The 23,205-nt window shown below is 67.3% G+C and carries 14 protein-coding genes and 1 tRNA gene; 10 read left to right on the top strand and 5 right to left on the bottom strand.

Going from position 1 to position 23,205, the window contains the following annotated elements; genetic code table 11:
* Positions 1-58: 58 nt before the first annotated feature.
* The 9 genes from ACZ1JS_RS00330 to ACZ1JS_RS00290 all read left to right on the top strand — a co-directional run bounded on the left by ACZ1JS_RS00330 (position 59) and on the right by ACZ1JS_RS00290 (position 9,016).
* Positions 59-2,233 carry a sodium-translocating pyrophosphatase gene (locus ACZ1JS_RS00330; RefSeq protein ID WP_465167202.1) on the top strand — a complete coding sequence of 725 codons (2,175 nt, stop codon included), beginning with the start codon at positions 59-61 and terminating at the stop codon, positions 2,231-2,233.
* A gap of 122 nt (positions 2,234-2,355) precedes the next feature.
* Positions 2,356-4,293: an alpha/beta hydrolase family protein gene (locus ACZ1JS_RS00325; protein WP_465167201.1), complete on the top strand. Its 1,938-nt coding sequence runs from the start codon at positions 2,356-2,358 to the stop codon at positions 4,291-4,293.
* Between the two features lie 451 nt (positions 4,294-4,744).
* Entirely contained in the window at positions 4,745-4,963 is a 219-nt protein-coding gene (infA, locus tag ACZ1JS_RS00320) for a translation initiation factor IF-1 (protein WP_003049127.1), read from the top strand.
* A gap of 30 nt (positions 4,964-4,993) precedes the next feature.
* The gene (locus ACZ1JS_RS00315; protein WP_345879154.1) at positions 4,994-5,563 is read left to right on the top strand and encodes a Maf family protein; all 570 of its coding nucleotides are present in this window, start codon (positions 4,994-4,996) and stop codon (positions 5,561-5,563) included.
* The gene (locus tag ACZ1JS_RS00310; protein ID WP_465167200.1) at positions 5,556-6,530 is read left to right on the top strand and encodes a ribonuclease; all 975 of its coding nucleotides are present in this window, start codon (positions 5,556-5,558) and stop codon (positions 6,528-6,530) included. The genes ACZ1JS_RS00315 and ACZ1JS_RS00310 overlap by 8 nt, the downstream gene beginning before the upstream one ends.
* Positions 6,508-6,708, top strand: coding sequence for a DNA gyrase inhibitor YacG (locus tag ACZ1JS_RS00305; protein WP_465167199.1), 201 nt, complete (start codon positions 6,508-6,510; stop codon positions 6,706-6,708). The genes ACZ1JS_RS00310 and ACZ1JS_RS00305 overlap by 23 nt, the downstream gene beginning before the upstream one ends.
* A gap of 29 nt (positions 6,709-6,737) precedes the next feature.
* A tRNA-Phe gene (locus ACZ1JS_RS00300) sits at positions 6,738-6,813 on the top strand.
* Between the two features lie 140 nt (positions 6,814-6,953).
* Positions 6,954-8,132 (top strand): M24 family metallopeptidase, encoded by a 1,179-nt coding sequence (locus ACZ1JS_RS00295; protein ID WP_465167198.1) that lies wholly within the window; start codon positions 6,954-6,956, stop codon positions 8,130-8,132.
* Positions 8,129-9,016, top strand: coding sequence for a glycoside hydrolase (locus ACZ1JS_RS00290; RefSeq protein WP_465167197.1), 888 nt, complete (start codon positions 8,129-8,131; stop codon positions 9,014-9,016). Before ACZ1JS_RS00295 ends, ACZ1JS_RS00290 begins: the two co-directional genes overlap by 4 nt.
* On the opposite strand, the gene ACZ1JS_RS00285 is transcribed toward ACZ1JS_RS00290, so the two are convergent.
* From ACZ1JS_RS00285 to ACZ1JS_RS00275, 3 genes are read right to left on the bottom strand one after another with little or no spacing between them, the layout of a single operon-like run.
* Positions 9,013-10,755, bottom strand: a complete 1,743-nt coding sequence (locus ACZ1JS_RS00285) for a DUF885 domain-containing protein (protein ID WP_465167196.1) — start codon at positions 10,753-10,755, stop codon at positions 9,013-9,015. The two genes, ACZ1JS_RS00290 and ACZ1JS_RS00285, sit on opposite strands and share 4 nt — an antisense overlap.
* A complete protein-coding gene (locus ACZ1JS_RS00280; RefSeq protein ID WP_465168594.1) occupies positions 10,752-11,756 on the bottom strand; it encodes an Ldh family oxidoreductase in 1,005 nt (334 codons plus the stop codon). Before ACZ1JS_RS00280 ends, ACZ1JS_RS00285 begins: the two co-directional genes overlap by 4 nt.
* Before the next feature lie 17 nt (positions 11,757-11,773).
* A complete protein-coding gene (locus ACZ1JS_RS00275; protein ID WP_465167195.1) occupies positions 11,774-14,146 on the bottom strand; it encodes a beta-L-arabinofuranosidase domain-containing protein in 2,373 nt (790 codons plus the stop codon).
* A 75-nt stretch (positions 14,147-14,221) separates the two neighbouring features.
* On the opposite strand from ACZ1JS_RS00275, the gene ACZ1JS_RS00270 reads away from it, so the two are divergent.
* Positions 14,222-16,891: a DUF5695 domain-containing protein gene (locus tag ACZ1JS_RS00270; RefSeq protein WP_465167194.1), complete on the top strand. Its 2,670-nt coding sequence runs from the start codon at positions 14,222-14,224 to the stop codon at positions 16,889-16,891.
* Positions 16,892-17,088: 197 nt separating this feature from the next.
* Here the strand turns inward: ACZ1JS_RS00270 and ACZ1JS_RS00265 are convergent, their stop codons facing one another.
* Both ACZ1JS_RS00265 and ACZ1JS_RS00260 read right to left on the bottom strand, forming a co-directional pair.
* Positions 17,089-20,202, bottom strand: a complete 3,114-nt coding sequence (locus ACZ1JS_RS00265; RefSeq protein WP_465167193.1) for a glycoside hydrolase family 2 TIM barrel-domain containing protein — start codon at positions 20,200-20,202, stop codon at positions 17,089-17,091.
* A 61-nt stretch (positions 20,203-20,263) separates the two neighbouring features.
* Positions 20,264-23,203, bottom strand: a complete 2,940-nt coding sequence (locus tag ACZ1JS_RS00260) for a TonB-dependent receptor domain-containing protein (RefSeq protein ID WP_465167192.1) — start codon at positions 23,201-23,203, stop codon at positions 20,264-20,266.
* Positions 23,204-23,205 lie beyond the last annotated feature (2 nt).

The following is a 23,205-nucleotide window of genomic DNA, read 5'->3' as shown; positions in this document are numbered from 1 at the left end:
TTTCCAAGGGTTCGACCCGACGAGACAGCCGGGCGGCCCCATGCAGGAGGGGTTGCGGATGACGATAGTCTATCTGGCCATGGCGTGTGGTGCGCTGGCCGTGTTGTACGGTGTGTTCACGAGTATGCAGGTGCTGCGCGCCTCGGCGGGCGACGCGCGGATGCAGGATATCGCCGCCGCGATCCAGGAAGGGGCCAAGGCCTATCTGGGTCGCCAGTATCGCACCATCGCCATTGTCGGCGTCATCGTCGCCATCATCCTGTTCCGCACGCTCGGGCCGCTGTCGACGGTCGGCTTCCTGATCGGTGCGATCCTGTCGGGGGTTGCGGGCTATGTCGGCATGGAGATTTCGGTCCGCGCCAATGTCCGCACCGCAGAGGCCGCGCGCGGGTCGCTGCAAGGCGGCCTGACCATGGCGTTCCGATCGGGCGCGATCACCGGCATGCTTGTTGCGGGGCTGGGTTTGCTCGCGATCTCGGGCATCTTCTGGTACCTCGTCGCGATCGCAGGGCACGGTCCGGGCGACCGCGAAGTCGTCGAGGCGCTGACCGCCCTCGCCTTCGGCGCGTCGCTGATCTCGATCTTCGCGCGCCTCGGCGGCGGCATCTTCACCAAGGCGGCGGACGTCGGCGCCGATCTGGTGGGGAAGGTCGAGGCGGGCATCCCCGAGGACGACCCCCGCAACCCCGCCGTCATCGCCGACAATGTGGGCGACAATGTCGGCGACTGCGCCGGCATGGCCGCCGACCTGTTCGAAACCTATGTCGTGACGATCGGCCTGACGATGGTGTCGATCGCGCTGCTGGTACAGGCGCCGCCCGCCGAACTGCTCCGCCTGATGGCGCTGCCGCTGGTCGTCGGCGGGGTGTGCATCGTTACCTCGATCCTCGGCACCTATATGGTCCGCCTCGGCAGCGGCCAGTCGATCATGGGCGCGCTGTACAAGGGGTTCTGGACCACCGCGCTGCTCGCCGTCCCGGCCATCTATTTCGCGGCAAGCTGGGCGCTGGGCGATCTCAACGCCGTGATCGGCGGCGCGGGTTTCCTCGATCCCGGCGGCGATACGCTGACCGTCGAGGGCGCACTGGGCGCACAGGCCCCGGTCGCGGGCACGGCCTTCACCGGCATGGACCTGTTCTGGTGCATGATGATCGGCCTCGCCGTCACCGCCGCGTTGGTGTGGATCACCGAATATTACACCGGCACCGCCTATCGCCCGGTCAAGTCGATCGCGCGCGCCAGCGTCACCGGCCATGGCACCAACGTCATCCAGGGCCTCGCCATCAGCCTCGAATCGACCGCGCTGCCGACATTGGTGATCGTCGTCGCGGTGATCGCTTCCTACCAGCTCGCCGGCATCATCGGCGTCGCCTTCGCCGCCACCGCATTGCTCGCACTGGCCGGCATGGTCGTCGCGCTCGACGCCTATGGCCCGGTCACCGACAATGCCGGCGGCATCGCCGAAATGGCGAACCTGCCCGACGAGGTCCGCCACCGCACCGACGCGCTCGACGCGGTCGGCAACACGACCAAGGCGGTGACCAAGGGCTATGCGATCGGTTCCGCCGCGCTGGCGGCACTGGTGCTGTTCGGCGCCTACACCACCGACCTGAAGCTGTTCTTCCCCGACCTGACCGTCGATTTCTCGCTGTCCAATCCGTACGTCATCGTCGGGCTGCTGCTCGGCGCGCTGCTGCCCTATCTGTTCGGTGCGTTCGGCATGACCGCGGTCGGTCGCGCCGCCGGATCGGTGGTCGAGGACGTCCGCGCGCAATTCGCCGCCGACCCCGGCATCATGGCCGGCACCAGCCGCCCGCAATATGGCCGCACCGTCGACATCGTCACCCGCGCCGCGATCCGCGAGATGATCGTGCCCTCGCTCCTCCCCGTCCTGTCCCCCGTCGCGGTCTATTACATCGTGACCTGGGTCGCGGGTCAGGCGCAGGGTTTCGCGGCGCTCGGCGCGATGCTGCTCGGCGTGATCGTGTCGGGCCTGTTCGTCGCCATTTCGATGACCAGCGGCGGCGGCGCATGGGACAATGCCAAGAAATATATCGAGGACGGCAATCACGGCGGCAAGGGATCGGAGGCGCACAAGGCCGCCGTCACCGGCGACACCGTGGGCGATCCGTACAAGGACACTGCCGGCCCGGCGGTCAATCCGATGATCAAGATCACCAACATCGTCGCGCTGCTGCTGCTCGCCGCTCTTGCCGGGAATGCCGCCGGATAGGTTCCTTTGGCCGATTGCGTCCCCCATCCGCTGCGATAGAGTTCGCGGCGGATGGGGGCGTCCACTCTTGCCGGAACCGGTGCGCGGGGGCGCATCTCGGCCGTCCCCGAACAGGGGGTTTCATGCGGTTCGTTGCGGCCATCGGCCTGATCCTTGCCACCGTCGCTTCGGCACAGACGCCGCCCGCGGCCAAACCCTCCCAAGTCGATCCCGCTGCCCCCGTCCCGATCGAGGCATTCGCCGAATTGCCGTCGATCGAATCGCCGAAACTGTCACCCGACGGTAGCCGCGTCGTCGCAAAGAGTGCGATCGGCGGCAGACAGGTGTTGGTGCTATCCTCGCTGTTCGGGAACGGCCAGCACCGGTCGCTCAGCGCGCCCGCCGATACCGACATAAACTGGTGGCGCTGGGTCAATGACGACTGGCTGATCGTCGGGCTGGGCACGCAGCAGATGCTGTACGGCAACGAACATTACGTCACCCGCGTGCTCAGCGTGAAGGCCGATTTCCAGACGACGCGCCGGCTCGACTGGGACAAATCGGGCTTGCGCGCCGACGACGTGCTGTGGGTGGCGCATGACGGATCGCCGCGCATCCTGCTCTCGCGCCAGACGGGGATCGAAAGCGAATCCGACTTCAACCCGGCGGTGTTCGAAATCGACGTCTCGACCGGCAAGTCGCGCCGCGTCGCCGATGGCCGCGCCAACGTGTATGACTGGTATGCCGATGGCGAGGGACAGGTCCGCGCCGCCTATCAGTATAACGACGAGAAGCGCAGTTCGGCGCTGCTTTACCGCACCAACAATACCGAAAGCTTTCGCGTCATCGCCCGGCGCGCGCGGAAGGACGAGGACGGGCTGACCATCCCGATCACCTTCCGCGCCGATGGCAGCGCGATCGCCCTCGACGACGAAGGCGGCTTCACCTCGGTCTATCAGGTGTCGTTGCCCGATCTGGCGCTCGGCAAGAAACTTTATGCGCTCGACGGCTATGACGTCGACGGTATCATCGACAATCCCGACGAGAATGACGTCGCCGGCGTGACCCTTACCGACCGGCACGGCCGCACCGTCTGGTTCGATGACAAGCTCAAGACGCTGCAGGACGATATCGACAAATCGATCGGCGATCGCCGGGCGAGGATCGTGTCATGGGACCGCAAGCGCGACAAGTTTCTGGTCGAGGTCGCCGCCGCGTCGCAGCCGGGCGGCCTTTATTACTGGGACAGCGCGTTCAGCCGGATGCAGCGCATCGCGTGGAACAGCAACACGCTCCAGAACCGTCGCCTCTCCCCCGTCAGCACCATCCGCTATACCGCGCGCGACGGGACGCCGATCGAGGCGGTGCTGACCATGCCGCGCCATCGTTCGGGGCAGAAGAACCTGCCGCTGATCGTCCTGCCGCATGGCGGCCCCTCGGCGCGCGACAGCGAAGGCTGGGACTGGTGGACGCAATATCTGGCGGAGTTGGGCTATGTCGTGGTCCAGCCCAATTATCGCGGATCGTCGGGCTATGGCGTCGCCTTCGCCCGCAAGGGGGCCGGCGAATGGGGCCTGAAGATGCAGGACGACCTGAACGACGCGGTCACCCATCTCGCGAAGGAAGGGATCGCCGATCCCAAGCGCGTCTGCATGGTCGGCGCGTCGTATGGCGGCTATGCGGCGATGCGCGCCGCGCAACGCGACGGCAAGCTGTATCGCTGCGCGATCAGCTATGCCGGCGTGTCCGACCTGGCGGCGTTGCGTCGTTACGACAGCCAGTTCCTCAACGGCCGCACCATCGGCGACTGGCTGCGCTCGCAGGCGCCCGATTTCCAGTCGGTTTCGCCGCGCTTCCACGCCGCCGACTTCTCGACCCCGATCCTGCTGATGCATGGCAAGGTCGACAAGCGCGTCCCCGTCGCCCAGTCACGCACGCTCGCCGCCGAACTGAAGCGCGCGGGAAAGCCGCATCGCTATGTCGAACAGCCGCTGGGCGACCATTTCTTCTCGCGCAGCGAGGACCGGCTGCAATTCCTGCACGAAATGACCGCGTTCCTGAAGGAGCATAATCCCGCCTGACCGCGCGTATCCATCATCGTCATCCCGGGAGCTTCCGCTTCCGTTTCGCTTGGAGAGTAAGCAGGACCGCGAATGCGGGTCGGGACGCTGCGGAAGTCTCTATCGCCGACCTTCTTGCGTACCCCCGCGCAGGCGGGGGTCCAGGGCTCCAGTCGCAAGCGCTTGTTTTTCTTGGCTCTGGCCCCCGCCTTCGCAGGGGTACGGCGGGTATGCAGTGCGCGCCCGGACTTTCGTAAAGGATCCACTCCAGTTCAGCGGGACGTCACAGCCATCCTCGAACGACCCCCGCCGTCGCCCTTGCGCCCGCCGGCCGCTAGACCTATTTCCCACCGTAACGCATCGACCGGCCGTGCCAGCCACGGGTCCGGTCGTTCGCGCTTTCCTTTTTTGCGGTTTGCGCCTATGGGAACCCGCCCGTTTCCGGTGCGCCCTAATTTCACGAGGTATCTGTTTGGCGAAGGAAGAACTTCTCGAAATGCGCGGCCAGGTGGTCGAACTGCTGCCCAACGCGATGTTCCGCGTCCGGCTCGAGAACGATCACGAGATCCTGGGGCACACCGCCGGCAAGATGCGCAAGAACCGCATCCGCGTGCTGGTCGGGGACGAAGTGCTGGTCGAACTGACCCCCTATGACCTGACCAAGGGTCGCATCACCTACCGCTTCAAGTAAGCGCGGTTCCGCGTGACCGGGTCCACGGCCATGCGCCTGATACTTGCTTCGACCTCGCCCCGCCGCCGCGACTTGCTGGCGCGGATCGGCGCCGTGCCCGATCGGGTCGAGGCCCCCGATATCGACGAGAGCCCGCTGAAGGGCGAATTGCCGCGTCCCTATGCGCTGCGACTGGCGGAAGCGAAGGCGCGCGCGATCGGTCCGGTCGACGGCGCGGTTGTGCTGGCCGGCGACACGACGATCGCGCTCGGCCGTCGCATCCTGCCGCCCGCGACGACCGAGGACGTGCAGCGCGAGCTATTGGGCCTGTTGTCCGGCCGTCGCCACCACTGCCTGTCGGCCGTCTGCGTGCTGATGCCCGACGGCAAGGCGCGCATACGGCTCGCCGACACCATCGTCGCGTTCAAGCGGCTCGAGCAGCGCGAGATCGACGCCTATGTCGCGTGCGGCGAAGGGCTGGGCAAGGCCGGCGGCTATGCGATTCAGGGGCGGGCGGAGGCGTTCGTCCGCTTCCTCTCGGGCAGCCATTCGGGGGTGATCGGCCTGCCGCTGTTCGACACCCGCGCCTTGCTCGAAACCGCCGGCGTGCCGCTTGGCTGACTGGATCGTCGAGCGCGGTATCGGCGAAGTCCGGGCCGCGCGCATCGTCGATGGCGAGATTGTCGAGGCGCGCATCGAACCCGACGATGCGTTGCGCGCCGGCACGATCCTGCCCGCCCGGCTGGTCCGCCGCCTGCCCCTGCGCAATGAAGGGCTGGTCGCATGGGAAGACGGCGAGGCACTGCTGAGCCCCCTGCCCCGCGCGGTTACCGAAGGCGCCACGCTGCTGGTCGAGATCACCCGCCCGGCGCTATCCGAACCCGGCAAGCCCAAGCGCGCCCGCGCCCGCCCCGCCGCGCCCGGTGCACAGCCCGGCGACGGCCCGTCGATCGCCGACCTCCCGGACGCTCGGATCGTCGGCCCGTTCGACCGCGACCTGCTGGGCGAAGCGGGCTGGCCGTTGCTGATCGAGGAAGCGACTACCGGCCAGGTCGCCTTTCCCGGCGGCGCGCTGTCGATCGCATTGACCCCGGCGATGACGCTGATCGACATCGATGGCGAGCTTGCCCCCGCGGCGCTGGCCCTTGCGGGCGCGCGTGCGGCGGCAGCGACGATCGCGCGGCTCGATATCACCGGGTCGATCGGCATCGACCTGCCGACCGTGCAGGACAAGGCGGCTCGACTGGCGATCGCCGAAACGGTCGACGCCGTCCTGCCCCAACCTTTTGAGCGTACGGCCGTCAACGGCTTCGGCTTTCTCCAGATCGTGCGGCGGCGGTCGCGCGCCTCGCTCCCGGAACTGTTCGCCCATGTCCCGGCCCATGCCCGCGCCCTGCTGCGACAGGCGGAACGGACCGGGGGCAGCGGCGAACGCACGCTCGCCGCGCATCCGGCGGTCGTCGCCGCCATCGCGGCGCGCCCGGACTGGACGCAGGCGGTCGAACGCATGCTCGGTGCGCCGCTCGCCTTGCGGGCGGAGACCGGCCTCGCCATATCCGCCGGACATGTCCAGGCCCGCTTCCCGTAACAACTGCCCGCTGTGTTCCGCCCCGACGGACGCCGCCTTCCGTCCCTTTTGCAGCCGGGGCTGTCGCGACCGCGACATGCTGAACTGGATGGGGGAGGGATATCGCATTCCCGGCCCCATGGCGTCTTCCGACGAAAAATCCGAAACCGGGCTGGACAGGGACGATTCGCGCGGCTAACAGGCCGGCTCTTCCGGTCACCCGGACAGGCCCAGGTAGCTCAGTTGGTAGAGCATGCGATTGAAAATCGCAGTGTCGGCGGTTCGATCCCGTCCCTGGGCACCACCTTTCCCCAGCATCGGTTCGAAGCGGTCCGTCCGTTTGGCGCGTCCCTGATGGACGCCAGCGGCTGTTGACGGTTCAACCCTATCGAAATCCGTTCTAGGACGATCCTTCCCGAACCCGCAGTTCGACAGGAGACCAGCATGACCATCGGCGGATCGACCGCGACCACGGAACTCGCCGCGATCCGGCCCTTCGCCGCTGCCCCGGCGATCACCGCTGCCGAGCGTGCCGACCGGATCGAGCAGGCCCGTGCGCTGACGGCGCGCGCCAACGCCGATGCATTGCTGGTCCACACCGGTGCCTCGCTCGACTATTTCACCGGCATTCCGTGGGGCGCCAGCGAACGGATGGTCGCTTTGCTGCTGCCGGTCACCGGCACGCCGCGCATCGTCTGCCCCGCGTTCGAACGCGGCACGCTCGAGGCCGATCTGGCAGTCGCCGCCGACCTGTTGCTGTGGGAAGAGGATGCGGATCCGACCGCGCTGGTCCGGGACGTGCTGCCCGCCGGCGCGACACTTGCCGTCGATCCGCTGCTCCCCTTCGCATGGGGGCAGAAGCTGGCCCGTCACGGCCTGACCCTGACCGACGGCGCGCCCGTGATCGACGGCTGCCGCATGGTCAAGTCGCCGGCGGAACTCGCCTTGCTGCAAAGTGCCAAGGACATGACGCTGGCGGTACAGGCCGCCGCCGCGCGCATTTTGCGCCCCGGCATCCTCGCCAGCGAAGTCGTCCGTTTCATCGACGACGCCCACCGCGCGATCGGCGGCGGCTCCTCCTATTTCTGCATCGTCCAGTTCGGCCGCGCCACCGCCTTTCCCCATGGCCTGCCCGGCGACCGCGCGCTGAACGAGGGCGAACTGGTGCTGATCGACACCGGTTGCCGCGTCGGCGGCTATCATAGCGATATCACCCGCACCTATGCCTTTGGCCCCGTCGCCGACGAGGTTCGCGCGATCTGGGACATCGAACATGCCGCACAGGCCGCCGCCTTCGCCGCCGCCGCGCCCGGCGTCCCGTGCGAAGACGTCGACGCCGCCGCCCGCGCGGTGTTGGTACGCGAAGGGCTGGGTCCCGATTATCGCCTGCCCGGCCTGCCGCATCGTACCGGCCACGGTATCGGCCTGTCGATCCACGAACCGGCCTATCTGGTGCGCGGCGACCGGACGCCGCTCGCGCCCGGCATGTGTTTCTCGAACGAACCGATGATCGTCATCCCCGATCGCTTCGGTATCCGGCTGGAGGATCACTTCCATGTGACCGAAACCGGTGCCGCATGGTTCACCCCGCCACAGCCATCGATCGACCGCCCGTTCGGATGAGGGCGCTAGCGGCGTTGCTGCTGGCGGCGGTCGCGGTGCCGGTCGCCGCCGCCCCCGGTCGCTACGCGGCAGCGACGATCGGGCCGCCACCCGCAGCGCTGCGGCTCGACCCCTTCTACACCCGCCATGTCGATGCCGGGGGCATTCCGGTCGTATCGTCGGCCAAGGTCCCTGACGACGCGCTGCTGTTCGCACGCGACATTGCGATCGCGATGCTCGCCGACCGCCCCGATCTGCGTCGCTGGATGGCGGCGTCGGGGTATCGCGTCGCGATCATCGCGTTGACCGAGGGGCTGGTCGACCTGCCCGAACAGCGCCACTGGACCAAGCCGACCGCCGACGATCCGCGGCTGACGACGTGCGAGCGCAAACATTATGCCGAGCGGATCGGCCGGTTGAGCGACCGCGATTACTGGAACAACCGCGCGCGCGGCATGGGCGGGCAACTGACCACCGCGCCGGCTGAAAATCTGATCGGCACGCCCGGTACCTGGTATTATGGCGAGAATAATTTCGTCCACGAATTTGCCCACGCGATCCTGGCGGCCGTCCGGCAGCGCGATACCGCGCTCTATGCCGCGCTCGAACGCGCCTATGCCGCCGCCATGGCGCGCGGGGCGTGGCGCGGCGAATATGCCGCGACCACCGTCGACGAATATTGGGCGGAGGGGACGCAGCTTTGGTTCAATACCAACCGGCTGATCGTCGTCGACGGACAGCGGCTGCTCAACGACGAAGACCTGCAACGCTACGACCCAACGCTGTTCGCGCTGCTGGCGCAAGTCTATGGCGACCGCCACCGCCTGCCCGGCGACGTCTTCTACCGCCACCCCGCCCGCGTACCGCCCGGCGACCCACCCAAGACGACGGCGGAGATTTGCTAGGGCAGCGGGTACGGCCCCTTGCCGCCATCGGCGATGAAGCGGTCGACCCGCGCGTCGATCATCGGCAGCGGCACCGACCCGAGGCTAAGCATCGCGTCGTGGAACGCGCGATAGTCGAACCGGTCGCCCAGCGCCGTCTGCGCCTTCGCCCGCGCGTCGAGGAAGGCCAACTCACCCATATAATAGCTCAGCGCCTGTCCCGGCCATGCGATATAGCGGTCGACCTCGGTCGTGATCTCGTGGTTCGACAATGCGGTATTGTCGCGCAGGAATGCCTGTGCCTGTTCGCGCGTCCATCCCTTGGAATGGATGCCCGTATCGACCACCAGCCGCGCCGCGCGCCACATTTGGTAGCTGAGCATGCCGAACAGATCATAGGGCGTGTCGTACATCCCCATATCCTCGCCCAGCGCCTCGCAATACAGCGCCCAGCCCTCCCCGTACGCCGAGATATATTCGTTGCGCCGATATTCGGGCAGGTCGGTCAGCTCCATCGCGAACGGCATCTGGAAGGCATGGCCCGGCGCGCTTTCGTGGAGCGTCAGCGCGGGCAACGAATAAAGTCCGCGTGACGGCAGGTCATAGGTGTTGACCAGATAGATGCCCGGCCCGCCACGCCCGCTGGTATAGAAGGGCGCGATATCGGGCGCGACCGGCTTGATCGCGAAGCGCATCCGCGGCAGCCGCCCGAAATAGGTCGCGGCCTTGCCGTCGAACGTCTTGGCAATCCACGCCGCCCGGTCGAGCAGGTCCTGCGGCGTCTTCGCATAGAAGCGCGGATCGGTACGCAGATGGTTCAGGAACGTCGGCAGGTCGCCCTGCCATCCGACCTGCGTCATCACCGTCTGCATCCGCGCGCGAATCTTGGCGACCTCGCCGAGGCCGATCGCATGGATTTCCTCGGGCGGCAGGTCGCGGGTGACATATTCGCGGACCTTCGAGCGATAATAGTCGCGCCCGTCGGGCAGGTCGTACGCCGCCAGCTTTTCCTGCGCATGGGGGATATAGTCGTCGCGCAGGAACGTCATCAACTTCGCATGCGCCGGCACGACCGCTTGCGCGATCACCCGCTTCGCCTCGGCGCGCAGCGCGTCCTGCCGCGCCGCCGGGATGGTCGCGGGCAACGTCCGGAACGGCGCGTAGAAAGGGGACGCCTCGCTCGCACCCGCCTGCACCACCTCGCGCACGCCGGCATCGCGGCCCTGTAAGGTGACGCGGGGCGGCGTGAAGCCGCGCTGCATCCCGGCGCGCATATTGGCGATCTGCTGGTCGAAATAGCGCGGAACGCTGGCCAGTTGCGACAGGTACAGCCGCAACGCCGCCTCGTTGCGATACGTCTCGCGCGCCATGCCCGCCAGGTCCATCCAGAAGCTGGTATCGGCGTTCAGCGGCTTTTCGTAATCGCGGAACCGCTGCCGGGCGAGCAGCGCCGCGATCTGCGCGCGATAGACGATATAGTCGTCACGCGCCGCGCTACCGAGCGTCGCCGGATCGATCCGGTCGAGTGCTGCCAGCGTCTCGGTCCAGCGCTGCGTCATCCGTGCCTGCGCTGCCGGGCCGACATCGGGCAGCGTCGCGTTCTTGCTGGTCGGGGCATCCTCGCCGGGACCGGTCAGCGTCTTGCGCCACGCATATTCGCGCTCGGACAATTGCCGGAACGCCGCGTCGCTTGTCGGTACGGCAACGGTCGCCACCGGTTGCGCCACGATCGACAGCGCCAGTGCCAATGTGATCGTCATGCCCTGTCCCCCGTTACATGGTCGATATCGCTCAGCAGCGCGCGCGACACCGACACCCCATCGCGCTCGCTGACCGGGCGCAGCGCGTGGCGGCGCGCGCCCGATATGCGGGCACCCTGCCCCTCGATCGCGGCGAACACGCTTTCCGCGCGCACCATTTCGGCCGCTGCCGCCGCGCCCAGAAACCCGGCGGGATCGAGCGCGAGGATCAGTTCGCCGCCCAGCGGCGAACCCTTTCGCCCGCCGTCCCACGCGATCGATTCGGCGCTGGTCAGGTCGCCGATCAGCGGCCCGGCGAGCAGTTCGACCATCAGCGCCAGCGCCGACCCCTTGTGGCCGCCGAACGTCCGCATCGCGCCGGCCAACACCGCCGCCGCATCGGTCGTGCCGCTGCCATCGGGGGCATGGCCCCAGTCCGCCGGCACCGGTTTCCCGGCACGGCGGTGCAGTTCGATCTCACCGCGCGCGATCGCGCTGGTCGCGAAATCGAACACGAATGGCGCGGCACCGGCACGCGGCCAGCCGAAGGCGATCGGATTGGTCCCGAACACTGGCTGCGTACCGCCCGCCGGCGCGACCCATGCATGGTTCGCCGTCACCGCCAACGCGACCAGCCCGTGCTCGACCAGCGCCTCGACCTCGGGCCATAGCGCCGCGAAATGCACGACGTTGTTGATCGCCAGCGCCGCGATCCCGTTGGCCCGCGCCCCCGCGACCAGCGCGTCGCGCCCGGTCTCGAACGCCAGCTGCGCAAAGCCGCCGCGTCCGTCGACCCGGACCACGCCCGCCGCGCGCTGCTCCAGCACCGGCATTGCATCGGGCACCACCACCCCGCTCGCCACCGAATGCGCCGCGACCAGCAACCGGTACAGCCCGTGCGCGCCGCAGCCGTCGCGCTCGCCCGCGACGATTGTCTCGGCAACCGCCGCGACATGCGCCGGCGCCAGCCCGACCCGCGTCAGCGTGGCGCGCGCATAGTCGCGCACCTCCGCCAGCGTCATGCGCACCTGCGCGTCGCTCACGCGACCGATCCCGGCTTGGCGGTGAACAGCCGCACGCCGAACACCGGTCCCGCGCTGTTCTTGTCATGCGGCACGAAGCGCACCTTCACCTGCCGCTTGCCCCGGGTCAGCGGCTCGGGCACCGGATAGTCGACATCGAAGAACGCGCCCGGCCGGTCGGCGTCGAGCGTCTGGGTCGCGATCCGCTGATTGTCGATCAATATGTCGAAGCTGCGCTTGCGCTCGTCACCCCAATAGGTCGCCTGCAGCACCAGCGACCCCGGCTTCACCGCCATGGTGAATTCGAAGAAGCCGCCGCTGCGCGCGTCGCGGCCGTTGCGACCGCGATAGACGACCGGATAGGAAATATCCGACGTCAGCGCATGATCGCGCTCGGGCTGCATCTCGCCCAGATGCATCACGTCGACCGATCGCGCCGCCAGATCCTTTTGCCGCGCCTGTTCGGCAAGGAACGCGGCTTCCTCAACCTGCCACTGCGCATCGGTGAACCGCTTGAAATACACCGCCGATCGCCGGTCATATTGCCGGTAGAAGGGTACGAAATTCAGGTCGCCCGGCCGGATCAGCCCGCGCGTCGCATATTGCGCCTCTTCCGGGGCGACCACTGCGAAACCGGCGAGCAGATCGTCGCCGACCATCGACGGGTCGGGCTTGTCCCATTCGCCATCGGCGCGGCCCAGATCGCCCGCCAGCACCAGCGGTCCGCGTAGCACCGCGATCGTCTGCGCATCGCCCGGCGTCGCCTCGATCCGCAGGTCGAGCGGCAGGCGGATCGTCACCCGGTCCCCCGCCTGCCAGCGCCGTGTGACGATCGCATAGCCGCCCGCCGACGCCGCCTCGACCGGCCGGCCGTTGACCAGCAGCTCGCGCCCCTTCGCCCAGCCCGGCACGCGCAGCGCTACGGGGAAGCGGCCGGGCCTGCCCAGCGTCGCAAAGCTCAGCGTCGCCGCGCCGTCGAACGGATAAGCGGTCTCCAGCCCCAGCGTCGCATCGCGCGCGCCCCAGCTCGCATCGGCGGGGATGTAGAGGTTGACGATCAGCATATCGTCGCCGGTCCAGAAGATGCTCTCGCCATGTTTGGCGTGGCTTTCCATGCCGGTGCCGACGCAGCACCAGAATTCCTCACCATCGCGCGCCGAATAGTCGCGCTTCGCCCCGGTCATCAGCGGCGTCATGTAGCTGAAACCGCCGTTCACCGGCTCCTGCTGCGCCATCACATGGTTCAGATGCGCGCGTTCGTAGAAGTCGAACAGCGCACCATCCGGCTGCCACGCATAGAGATGCCGGGTCAGCTTGAGCATGTTATAGGTGTTGCAATGCTCGCACGTCTGCTCGGTGATGTGCTGTGCGATCGTGTCCGGCGCGCTGAAATATTCGCGGTCGGCATTGCCGCCGATCACATAGCTGTGATGCCGCGTCACCCGTTCCCAAAAGAAGCGCGCCGCGGTTGCCGGCTCGGCCTTGCCGGTGATCTCGTGCAGCCGCGCCAGCCCGATCAGCTTGGGCACCTGCGTATTGGCGTGGAAGTTCGCCAGCTGGTCGCGCTTCTGCGTCAACGGGTCGAGGTTGCGCCGGTCATAAATCCGCTCGGCCAGCCGCAGCCAGCGCGCATCGCCGGTCCGGACGTGCAGTTCCGCGAAACTCTCGTTCAGCCCGCCATATTCGCAGGCCAGCATCACCTGCACCTGATCGTCGCTCAGCGCGGCGAACACCCGGTCGATATAGCCGCCCAGCGCCACCGCGATCGCCATCGCCTGTTCGTTCGGGCCGATATGGTCGATGACGTCGAACAGACCGGTATAGAGCTTGTGCCAGTTGTAATAGGGCACCCAGCAACCGTTCAGGTCGAACCCGGCCGATCGGATGTCGCCGCGCATGATCTCGGGGAAGATCTCCTTCCCGTCGACGACCGTCCCGTCCTTGCGCTTGCGGGTGAAGCCCGCGACATAGCCGTCGCCCTGCGCCGCCTGACACCGCGCCAGTTCGCCGACGATATAGGTCGCGCGGGTGACGCAGTCGGTACAGCCGGTCTGCGCATGGGTCAGCGCCAGCCCCGACAGATAATGGCCGAGCGTATGGCCCGCGATCGTGTCGCTTTCCCACCCGCCATAGACGGGCGCCTTCGGCACGAAGCCGGCGAACTTGTGGAAATTGTGCAGCAGCCGGTCGGGCGAGAGCCGCAGCAGATAGGCGCGGTTGACCTCCACCGCGCGCGCATAGTCGGACGGGCGCAGCCGCACCGCCGACAGCGGAAACGGCTTGGCGGTCGCCGGCATTGCCGCCATGCTGCGCGCCGCCGCCGGCAGCGCCAACACCGGCAACGTCGCCGACGACATCAGGAACGCGCGACGACCAACCAGCATTTCCATCTCCCGATAATATCGTATACGATAGGGCAATGACGATCGGAGTCAACCGATTGGTCGAGGTGAGGGGGCAGCGCGATGCGGCAATGGGCACTTTATCTGGGCGGCGCGGTCCTTGGTACCGGGGCGATGCTCCCGGCCGTTGCGCCCGCGCCCGTCCGCCATGGCGTCGGCGACCTGACGGTCACGCTCGACCCTGCCAGCCAGACGCTGCTGCACCTCTCCCCACGCGCCGAACCGGGCTTCGACTTCGCCCCCGGTGATCGCGCGCAGCAACGGCAGGGCGACGGCTTCGTCCAGTTGGGCGACCTGCACATGCGACTGCGCACGGCGGGTGGCGCATGGCGCGACTTCTCCTCGGCACGGCACCGCGTCGCGGTCCGTGCCTTGCCGCCCGGCGGTACCGTGATCGCCCGCGCCGACATGACCGCGACGATGGGCGACCGCCTGCCGCTGACCGTCGAGCGGACGTGGCTGCGCGACCGGGGCGCGCTGGTGCTGCGCTTCACGCTGCGCAACCGCGGCACGACCCCGGTCGAGATCGGCGCGCTCGGCATGCCGATGGTGTTCGACAACATCATCACCGACCGCACGCTGGAGGCGGCGCATGCGAAGGCCAGTTTCGTCGATCCCTATATCGGCAACGATGCCGGCTATCTTCAGGTCACGCGGCTGAACGGCAAGGGGCCGGCGCTGCTGGTCCTGCCCGATGGCCGGTCGCCGCTCGAACAATATCGCATCCTGCACGATGCCAAGCGCGCACCTGCCGGGGATATCTTCACCGATCGCACCCCGCGCCAGCAGACGTTCGAGGGCTTTTACGACTGGATGGTCGCCAGCGGCGGGATGGGCGATGCCGGCCAGCCATGGAACCCGGCCACCGGCTTCACGCTGGCGCCGGGTGGGTCGCGCAGCATTGGCGTCCGCCTCGTCACCGCACCCTCGATCCGGAGCATCGAGGGGACGCTGATCGCCGAGCGCCGCCCGTTAGCCATCGGGCTACCGGGCTATGTCGTCCCGACCGATAGCCCCGCCGACCTGTTCATCCGCACGCATCAGGCCGTGCGGCAGGTCAGCGTTACCCCCGCCGACGCGCTGACGGTGACCAGGGTCGCCGGTCCGCGCGGCTGGCACCGCTGGCGGGTCACCGGCACCGGATGGGGCCGGGCGCGGGTCGCCATCACCTATGCCGATGGCAGCGTGCAGAGCGTCCATTACTACGTCACCAAGCCGCTCGCCGAGGTGTCCGCCGATCTCGGCCGCTTCGCGACCACTCGCCAATGGTATGACGACGCCCGCGACCCGTTCCGCCGCGCGCCCGCCATCCTGACCTATGACCGCGACGAGAACCGCATCGTCACCCAGGACCAGCGCGTCTGGATCGCGGGGATGAGCGACGAGGGCGGCGCCGGCGCATGGGTCGCGGCGATGATGAAGCAGCTCGACCATCCCGACGCCGGCGAGGTCGCGAAGCTCGAACGCATGGTCGACGAAACCGTGCTCGGCAAGTTGCAGGTGCCAGGCGGCGGCGTGAAGAAAAGCCTGTTCTATTACGATCCCAAGGCGTTCCCCGACGCTTACGACCAGCGCATCGACTGGTCGACCTGGGCATCATGGGACCGCAAACAGGCCGACGATCTCGGCCGGTCGTACAATTATCCGCATGTCGCGATCGGGCACTGGGTGCTGTACCGGCTGGCGCGGCACCATGCCGGGCTGGTCACGCGCCACGACTGGCGCTTCTACCTCGACCATGCCTATCGCACGACGATCGCGATGCTGCGCGACGCGCCGCATTATGCGCAGTTCGGGCAGATGGAGGGCGAGGTGTTCCTCGACATCCTCGCCGACCTGCGGCGCGAGCGAATGACCGCCGAGGCCGACGATATCGAAGGCCGGATGCGCGCGCGGGCCGACCATTGGCGCACCCTCGCCTATCCATTCGGCAGCGAGATGGCGTGGGATTCGACCGGCCAGCCCGAAGTCTATGCATGGATGCAGCATTTCGGCCATGCCAAGGAGGCGGCGGTCACCCGCGAGGTCATCCTTGGCTACGACCCGACCGTTCCGCACTGGGGCTATAACGGCAATGCCCGCCGCTACTGGGACTTTCTCTATGGCGGAAAGGTCCAGCGGATCGAGCGGCAGCTCCACCATTACGGATCGGCGCTGAACGCGGTGCCGCTGTTCGATGCCTATCGCCGCAATCCGGCCGACCTGCACCTGCTGCGCGTCGCCTATGGCGGCTTCATGGGCGGGATCACCAATGTCGATCGCGACGGCTTCGCCTCCGCCGCCTTCCACTCCGAACCCGACATGATGCGCTGGGACGCCTATAGCGGCGATTACGGCATGGGCTATTTCGGCCACGCCTATGCCGCCGCGACCTATCTGGTCCATGACGCGACCTTTGGCTGGCTGGGCTTCGGCGGCATCGTGCGCGAGACGCCGGACGCGATCACCATCGAACCGCGCGACGGCGCGCGCACCCGCCTGTTCGTCGCGCCCGCCGGACAGTGGATCACGCTGGCCGCCGGCACGATCGCGCGCGCCCGCTGGCTGCCGGCGACGCGCCGCATCGAACTGACGCTGGACCGGGCCAGCGCGACGACCCCCGCTGCACACCTGATGGTCGAGGCACCGGCGGGCGGCTCCGCCTATCGCATCGATCGCGGCACGCTAGCGCGCGGCTTCACGACGATCCCATTGGCGGCGACGCAAACGGTGGTGACGCTGACGCCAAGTTAGGCACCTTCGCTCGCCGGGAGAGGGAGAGGCAAGCTTAGAGCATGATGACAACAGGCAGAACCGTTCGTGCTGAGTAGGGGCTGAGCGAAGCCGAAGACCCGTATCGAAGCACCTGCCACCAACGGTCCTTCGATACGCCATTTCGACAAGCTCAATGGCTACTCAGGACGAACGGGCCTGACTCATGTCATCCTGCTCTAGCGCGCAGCCGGCGCTCTCAGCGTGAACGTCCACTCGATAGGTGCCAGCGGCACGCGGTAGCGCATGTGCGGGCGGCCGTCGGTGCTCCAGCCGGTATCGCCGCCGACCCCGCTCTGCGCGACGTCGATCAGCAGCGTGCCGTCGCCATGCGGGCGGATGTCGCTGCTATGCGCCTTGCCCGGCGGTTTCTCCATCAGGTCGGCATAGGGAAAGGGCAGCGCATTGACCGCGAGCGGCCGGTCGCCGGTCACGCGCACCCCCGCCCCGCCGGCACCGGTCACGCCGATCCAGCGCACGTCCTGCTTGGTCCCCGATTCCTGCGGCCGGGCATAGCCATGATATTGCTCGGCCAGCATGCCCGCATAGTCGCCGACCAGCGCCGCGGTCTTGCGATCGGCATAGCTTTCGAACGGCCCGCGCCCGTACCAGCGGATGCGGTCGAGCATCGGCGGCGTGCGGAACTGCATGCCGATCCGCGGCGGATCGGGCAGGTCGTCGCGCAGCGGCACGAACCGTACCGCTGCGCGCGCCGTGCCGGTCGCATCCATCGTCCAGCGGGTGGTTACCTTGACCGATCCCACGCCCATATCGTGGGTCACGACGATCGCGTCGCCATCGACCCCGATCGCATCCAGCCGCCGATTATTGCTGAACTGCTCCCACATCCGGTGGGTCTTGGTCATGCCGGTGCCGATGTCGTTGTCGGTCGGCGCGCGCCAGAAATCGGGACTGCCGCCGCTCAGCACCGTCGTGCCGCCGCGCGCATAGCGCCGCACCAGCCCGCTCGCCCGATCGATCTCCAGCACCGCATCGCCCGCCGCCAGCCGCAACACGTCGCCGCCATCGACCGGCGTGGCACGTCCCTGCGGGGCGGCCAACGCGCGCGGCGGCGACAGCGCGAACTGTTCATAGCCGACGACATGCCCCGCCGCGACCAGCGGGATCGCCCCCGCCTTCGCCCGCGCGCGCAGCACCAGCATCCGCTCCGCCCCCGCATCGCGCGCCGGCGGGATCGTCAGCGCCAGCGGCGCGCGCTGTCCCGCCGCCACCGCCGGCATGTCCACCCGCCCGGTCGCCACCGCGCGCCCGTCCTCCTGCACCACATAGTCGAGCGTGAAGCGCGACAGGTCGATATGGTCGTGGCGGTTCAGCACCGCATAGCCATCGCCCACCCGTTCGAACGCGATCGGGGCATAGACCTTGGCCATCTCGTGATATTCGGGATCGGGGGTCCGCTCCGACCGGATCACGCCGTCGCCGACCGGGCTGTCGTCGCCATCGGGTACGAAGTCGCGCCCCTGTGCCCAATAGTCGCGCCCGGCCGCATCCTTGCGGATGATCGTCTGGTCGACCCAGTCCCATATGAACCCGCCCTGCAATTTCGGGTATCGACGGATGACGTCCCAATAATCCTGAAAATTGCCGAGGCTGTTGCCCATCGCATGGGCATATTCGCACAGGATCAGCGGCTGGGTGAATTCGCTTCGTTCGGCATAATCGACCATCTTTTCGACATCGTCGTACATCGGCGCGAAGATATCGACATAGCTATTGGTCGGGTGTCGCCACCCGCTCATGCTGTGGCCGAGGAAACTGATAAGCCGCGTCGTATCGCGCGCCTTCACCCACTGCGCCGCCGCCTCGAAACTGCTGCCGACGCCGGTCTCGTTGCCCAGCGACCAGAAAATGATCGAGGGATGGTTCTTGTCGCGCTCGACCATCCGTTCGACCCGGTCGAGATGCGCCGCCTTCCATTCGGGCTTGTAGCCGAGCAGCGTATGTTCGGGATCGCCATTCTGCTGCGCCTGCGACAGATAGCCGTGGCTCTCGATATTGGCCTCGTCCATCACATACAGCCCAACCTGATCGGCCAACTCGTACAGGCGCGGATCATTGGGATAGTGCGAGGTGCGCACCGCGTTGACGTTCGCTGCCTTCATCAGTTCCAGATCGCGGCGCAACGTCGCTTCGGACACGATGCGGAAGCTGTGCGGGTCATGCTCGTGCCGGTTGACGCCGCGGATCATGATCCGCCGCCCGTTCACGCGCACCTCGCCCCCGTCGATCGCGACGGTGCGGAAGCCGATGCGGCGGCTGGTCGCCTCGACGACGCGGCCCTTCGCATCGAGCAGTTCGATCAGCAGCGTATAGAGTTCGGGCGTCTCCGCGCTCCACGCGCGCACTGCCGGGATGTCGCCCGTCAGGCGGACGATGCGCGCGGCATCCGGCCCCCCTTCGCGCGTCAGTAGTGCACGCGCGCCATCGAGCAGGCTGGCGCGCACCCGCATGCCGTTCGCCGCCCCCGCCACCGCGACGTTCAGCGCCAGCGTCCCGTCGCGATAGCCGTTCGACAGGCCGGCGCGCACATCGATATCGCGCAGATGGGTCGGCGGCGCGGCATACAGCGTGACGCTGCGCTCGATCCCGTTGACGCGCCAGAAATCCTGATCTTCCAGATAGCTGCCATCGGCATAGCGATACAACTCGATCGCGACCGTGTTGCGCCCCGGGCGCATCGCCGCCGTCACGTCGAATTCGGCGGGCAGCTTCGAATCCTCGGAATAGCCGATCCGCTGCCCGTTCACCCATAGATAATAAGCCGCCCCCGCCGCACCGATCGTCAGCAGCATCCGCCGCCCGGCGAAATGTGACGGCACCGTCACCTCGCGGCGATACGACCCGACCTCGTTCAGCCGGTGGTCGATCCACGGCTGGTTCATCGGGAAGGGATATCCCGAACCGACGAATACCGGCGTGCCCTGCCCCTCGGCCTGCAGGATTCCCGGCACCGCGACGCTGCCCCAGCCACCGACGTCATAGTCGGGCCGCTCGAACCCGACCGGCCGCGTCTCCGGCGTCGGCGACCGGCGGAAGCGCCACTGCCCGTCGAGCGACAGATGATAGCGCGACCGCGCCGGATCGTCGCGCAGCGCCAGCGCCCGCGTCTCATACCCATCGAAGGTCGCATGCATCGGCTCGGCCCCGATGCGGATCACCTCCGGCCGCTCCCATTCGGCGGGCACCGCCGTCCCGGCCGCAGGGGTCTGTGCCGTCGCCGTCGCGATCGCCAGCGTGGACACCAACACGGCAAGCGCCACGCGACCGATCATTGCATCTTCTCCATTCGCGGACGGCCGACACCCATCGGATGCCGGCCGCCGCTATCCTTCGTCAGAATTCGGCCGACAGGCCGACGAAGAAGGTCCGCCCATTGGCGTCGTACACGCCCGGATAAGTGTTGCCGTTGCCGAACGACGCCAGCACGCCCTGCGCGATCGCCGGCGGATCGCGGTCGAGCAGGTTGTTGACGCCGATGCGCAGCGACACGTCCTTCATCACCGAAGCGCTTGCGGCAAGGTCGAAATAATTGGCGACCGGCAGGCGCGAATTCACGACATAGGTCGACCCTTGCAGGAACGGATCGCTGGTGTTGAACGACAGGCTGGCCGGGCCGATGTAGCGCCAGTTCAGCGAGATCGAGCCCTTGTCGTCGGTCGACGTCCAGGTGAAGCGCGCCTGGTGCCGCCATTCGGGGCTCGGCTGGCCGCAGGTGCCGCCGAACAGCCCCTTGCAGTCATAGGAACCCAGACCCGGCAGCGGTTCGGTGGTCAGGTCGCGCAGCCACGTGCCGACCATGTCGACGCTGAACCCGCCGATAGCCGTATCCACGCCGTAGCTGACGCCCAGATCGAGGCCGCTGGTGGCGAGCGACCCGGTGTTCTGCGTCGTCGACGTCACGAAGCCCGCGGTCGTCGCATCGCCGCCGAACAACACGCCGTTACGCGGATTGCGGTTGAACAGCGAACAGAAGAACGGATCGCCGGTCGAAATGCACTGGCTGATCGTCAGCGTGACCGGGATCACGCCGATATAGTTCTTCACCTTGATGTTGAAGTAATCGATCGACAGCATCAGCCGCTTGGCGAAGCGCGGGGTCAGCACCAGCCCGGCGGTATAGGTGTCCGCCTCTTCCGGGCGCAGCGCCGGATTGCCACCGAAGAAGCCGGTGCACTGCTCGCTCGGGCATTCGATGATGTTGCCATATTGCGCGGCGGTGACGCCGGTATTCTGGCACTGCTGCAACGTCGCCGCGGGGCTGGCACCGGCGCAAGGGTCCTGCGTCGTCACGTTGCCCGGACTCTGCGCGCCGAACAGTTCGGAAATGTTGGGCGCACGGATGGCGCGGTTGTATCCGCCGCGCAGGCGCATATCGCGCGTCGGGGCCCAGGCGATTTCGCCCTTGTAGGTCGAGATGCCGTCGCTGTTGGTGCTGTACTTCGAGAAACGATAGCCGCCGGTCAGCGACAATTCCTTGAAGAAAGGCCGTTCCTCGACGATCGGGACGCGGATTTCGGTGAACCCTTCGGTCACGTTGAACCCGCCTTCGATCTCCTTGGTCCCCTTGGCGATCGCCAGCGCATCGGCCCGGAATTCCAGGCTCTCGCGACGATGCTCGACGCCGAAGACCGCGCCGATCCCGCTATCTGCCCAAGGCAGCTTCACGCCATATTCGCCGCCGTCGACGGTCAGCGTGCCCGACAGGACCGTTTCCTTGTCCAGCCCCTCGGTGCTGGTCGGGGCATAGACATAGTTCAGCGCCGCCGCGGTCGGCCCGCCGAACTGGAAGACGTTGAGCGGGACGCAGGTTGGGTCCGACCCGTCGATCACTGACCGGCAGGTCGGCACGCCATTGACCAGATCGACCTTCAGCGCGCGGTTGGCGCGTTGCGGGTCGATATCGTTCTGATAGGTTTCGTTGAAGATGACGGTCGAGAATAGCGCGTTGGCGTCGTAGCGGATACCGGGCGCCAGTTCGCCGCGGAAGCCGCCGGTGACGCGATAGTCGGTATGGCGCAAATCGTCACGGCGCGGCTGGGCCGGAGCGGCGACCGGGCGATAGCCGATATAGACGTCCTGATTGACGTTGGTGCCTGCCGCCTCCGCACCGCACAGCAAGGTCGCCTGCTGCGCGCTCATCAACGGGTTGTTGCAGTTGATCGAATAAGGATAGCCCTGAAACAGTGCCGATGGCGCGATCTGCGAATTGGTGCGATCGTCCATGAACATGAAGCTGCCATAGATTTCGACCGCCGGGTTCACCTCATATTTGGCGAACGCACCGGCGGTGAAGCGGGTATCGTTGCGCTGGAAATAGTTGAGCGGTGCGTAATTGTAGCGGAAGCTGGGATTGTACTGGACCCATGTCTTCTCGCCATCCTTGGTGTTGTTGTACCCGCCGGCGGCAATGCCCGAGCGCAGCGGCACGAACCGGCCATATTGGTTGTTCGACGATCCGCCGCAGGTCAGCGAGGTCGCGGCCGATGGCGTGCCCGAGAACACCGGGTCGAGCGCGCAGGCCGACACGTCGCGATTATATTGCAGGATCGGTTTCACGTCGCGATAGCCGAAATAGGCGGTGACGTTGCCGCGATCCTCGGCGAAATTGGCGCCCAGCGCGATGTTCGCATCGAAGCGTTGGCCGTCGATCGGGGTGCGCAGCGCCGGGCTGAACCCGGCCCCGACTACGCGCGCGCGGTTGACGGCATTGTCGTTATGGTGCGCCGAAAACCCGTATTGCACGTCGGTCTTCACGCCGTTCAGATTGTCGCGCAGCACGAAATTGATGACGCCCGACACCGCGTCCGACCCGTAGACCGCGGACGCGCCGCCGGTCACGACGTCGACCCGCTGCACCATGAACGACGGGATGAAGTTCAGGTCGGTCGCCTGGATCGGCAACAGACGCTGCCCATTGACCAGCACGAGGTTGCGGTTGCTGCCGAGGTTGCGGAGGTTGACGCGGGCCGTGCCGTCCGACCCGTTCGACACATTCTCATTCGCGTCGGGCGTGATCTGCGGCAGGCGATTGAGCACGCTTTCGATATTGGTCGCGCCCTGCAAGCGGATTTCCTCGGCACCTACCGTCGTGATCGGGCTGTTGCTGGCCACGCCCGGCTGGGCAAGGCGCGTGCCGGTGACGGTGATGGTTTCCCCTTCATCCGCGCCCGCGTCGCTGGCCACCGGTCCATCGGTCGTCACCTGCGCCACCGCCGGAACGGCACAGCCCAGCACCAGCGCAGTCATCGCACCGGATGCCAGCAATTTCGTCATCT

This window comes from Sphingomonas sp. BL-S-05 (assembly GCF_055521695.1).
The sequence above is the reverse complement of the archived record's forward strand: the minus strand, read 5'-3'. Positions and strand labels throughout refer to the sequence as shown.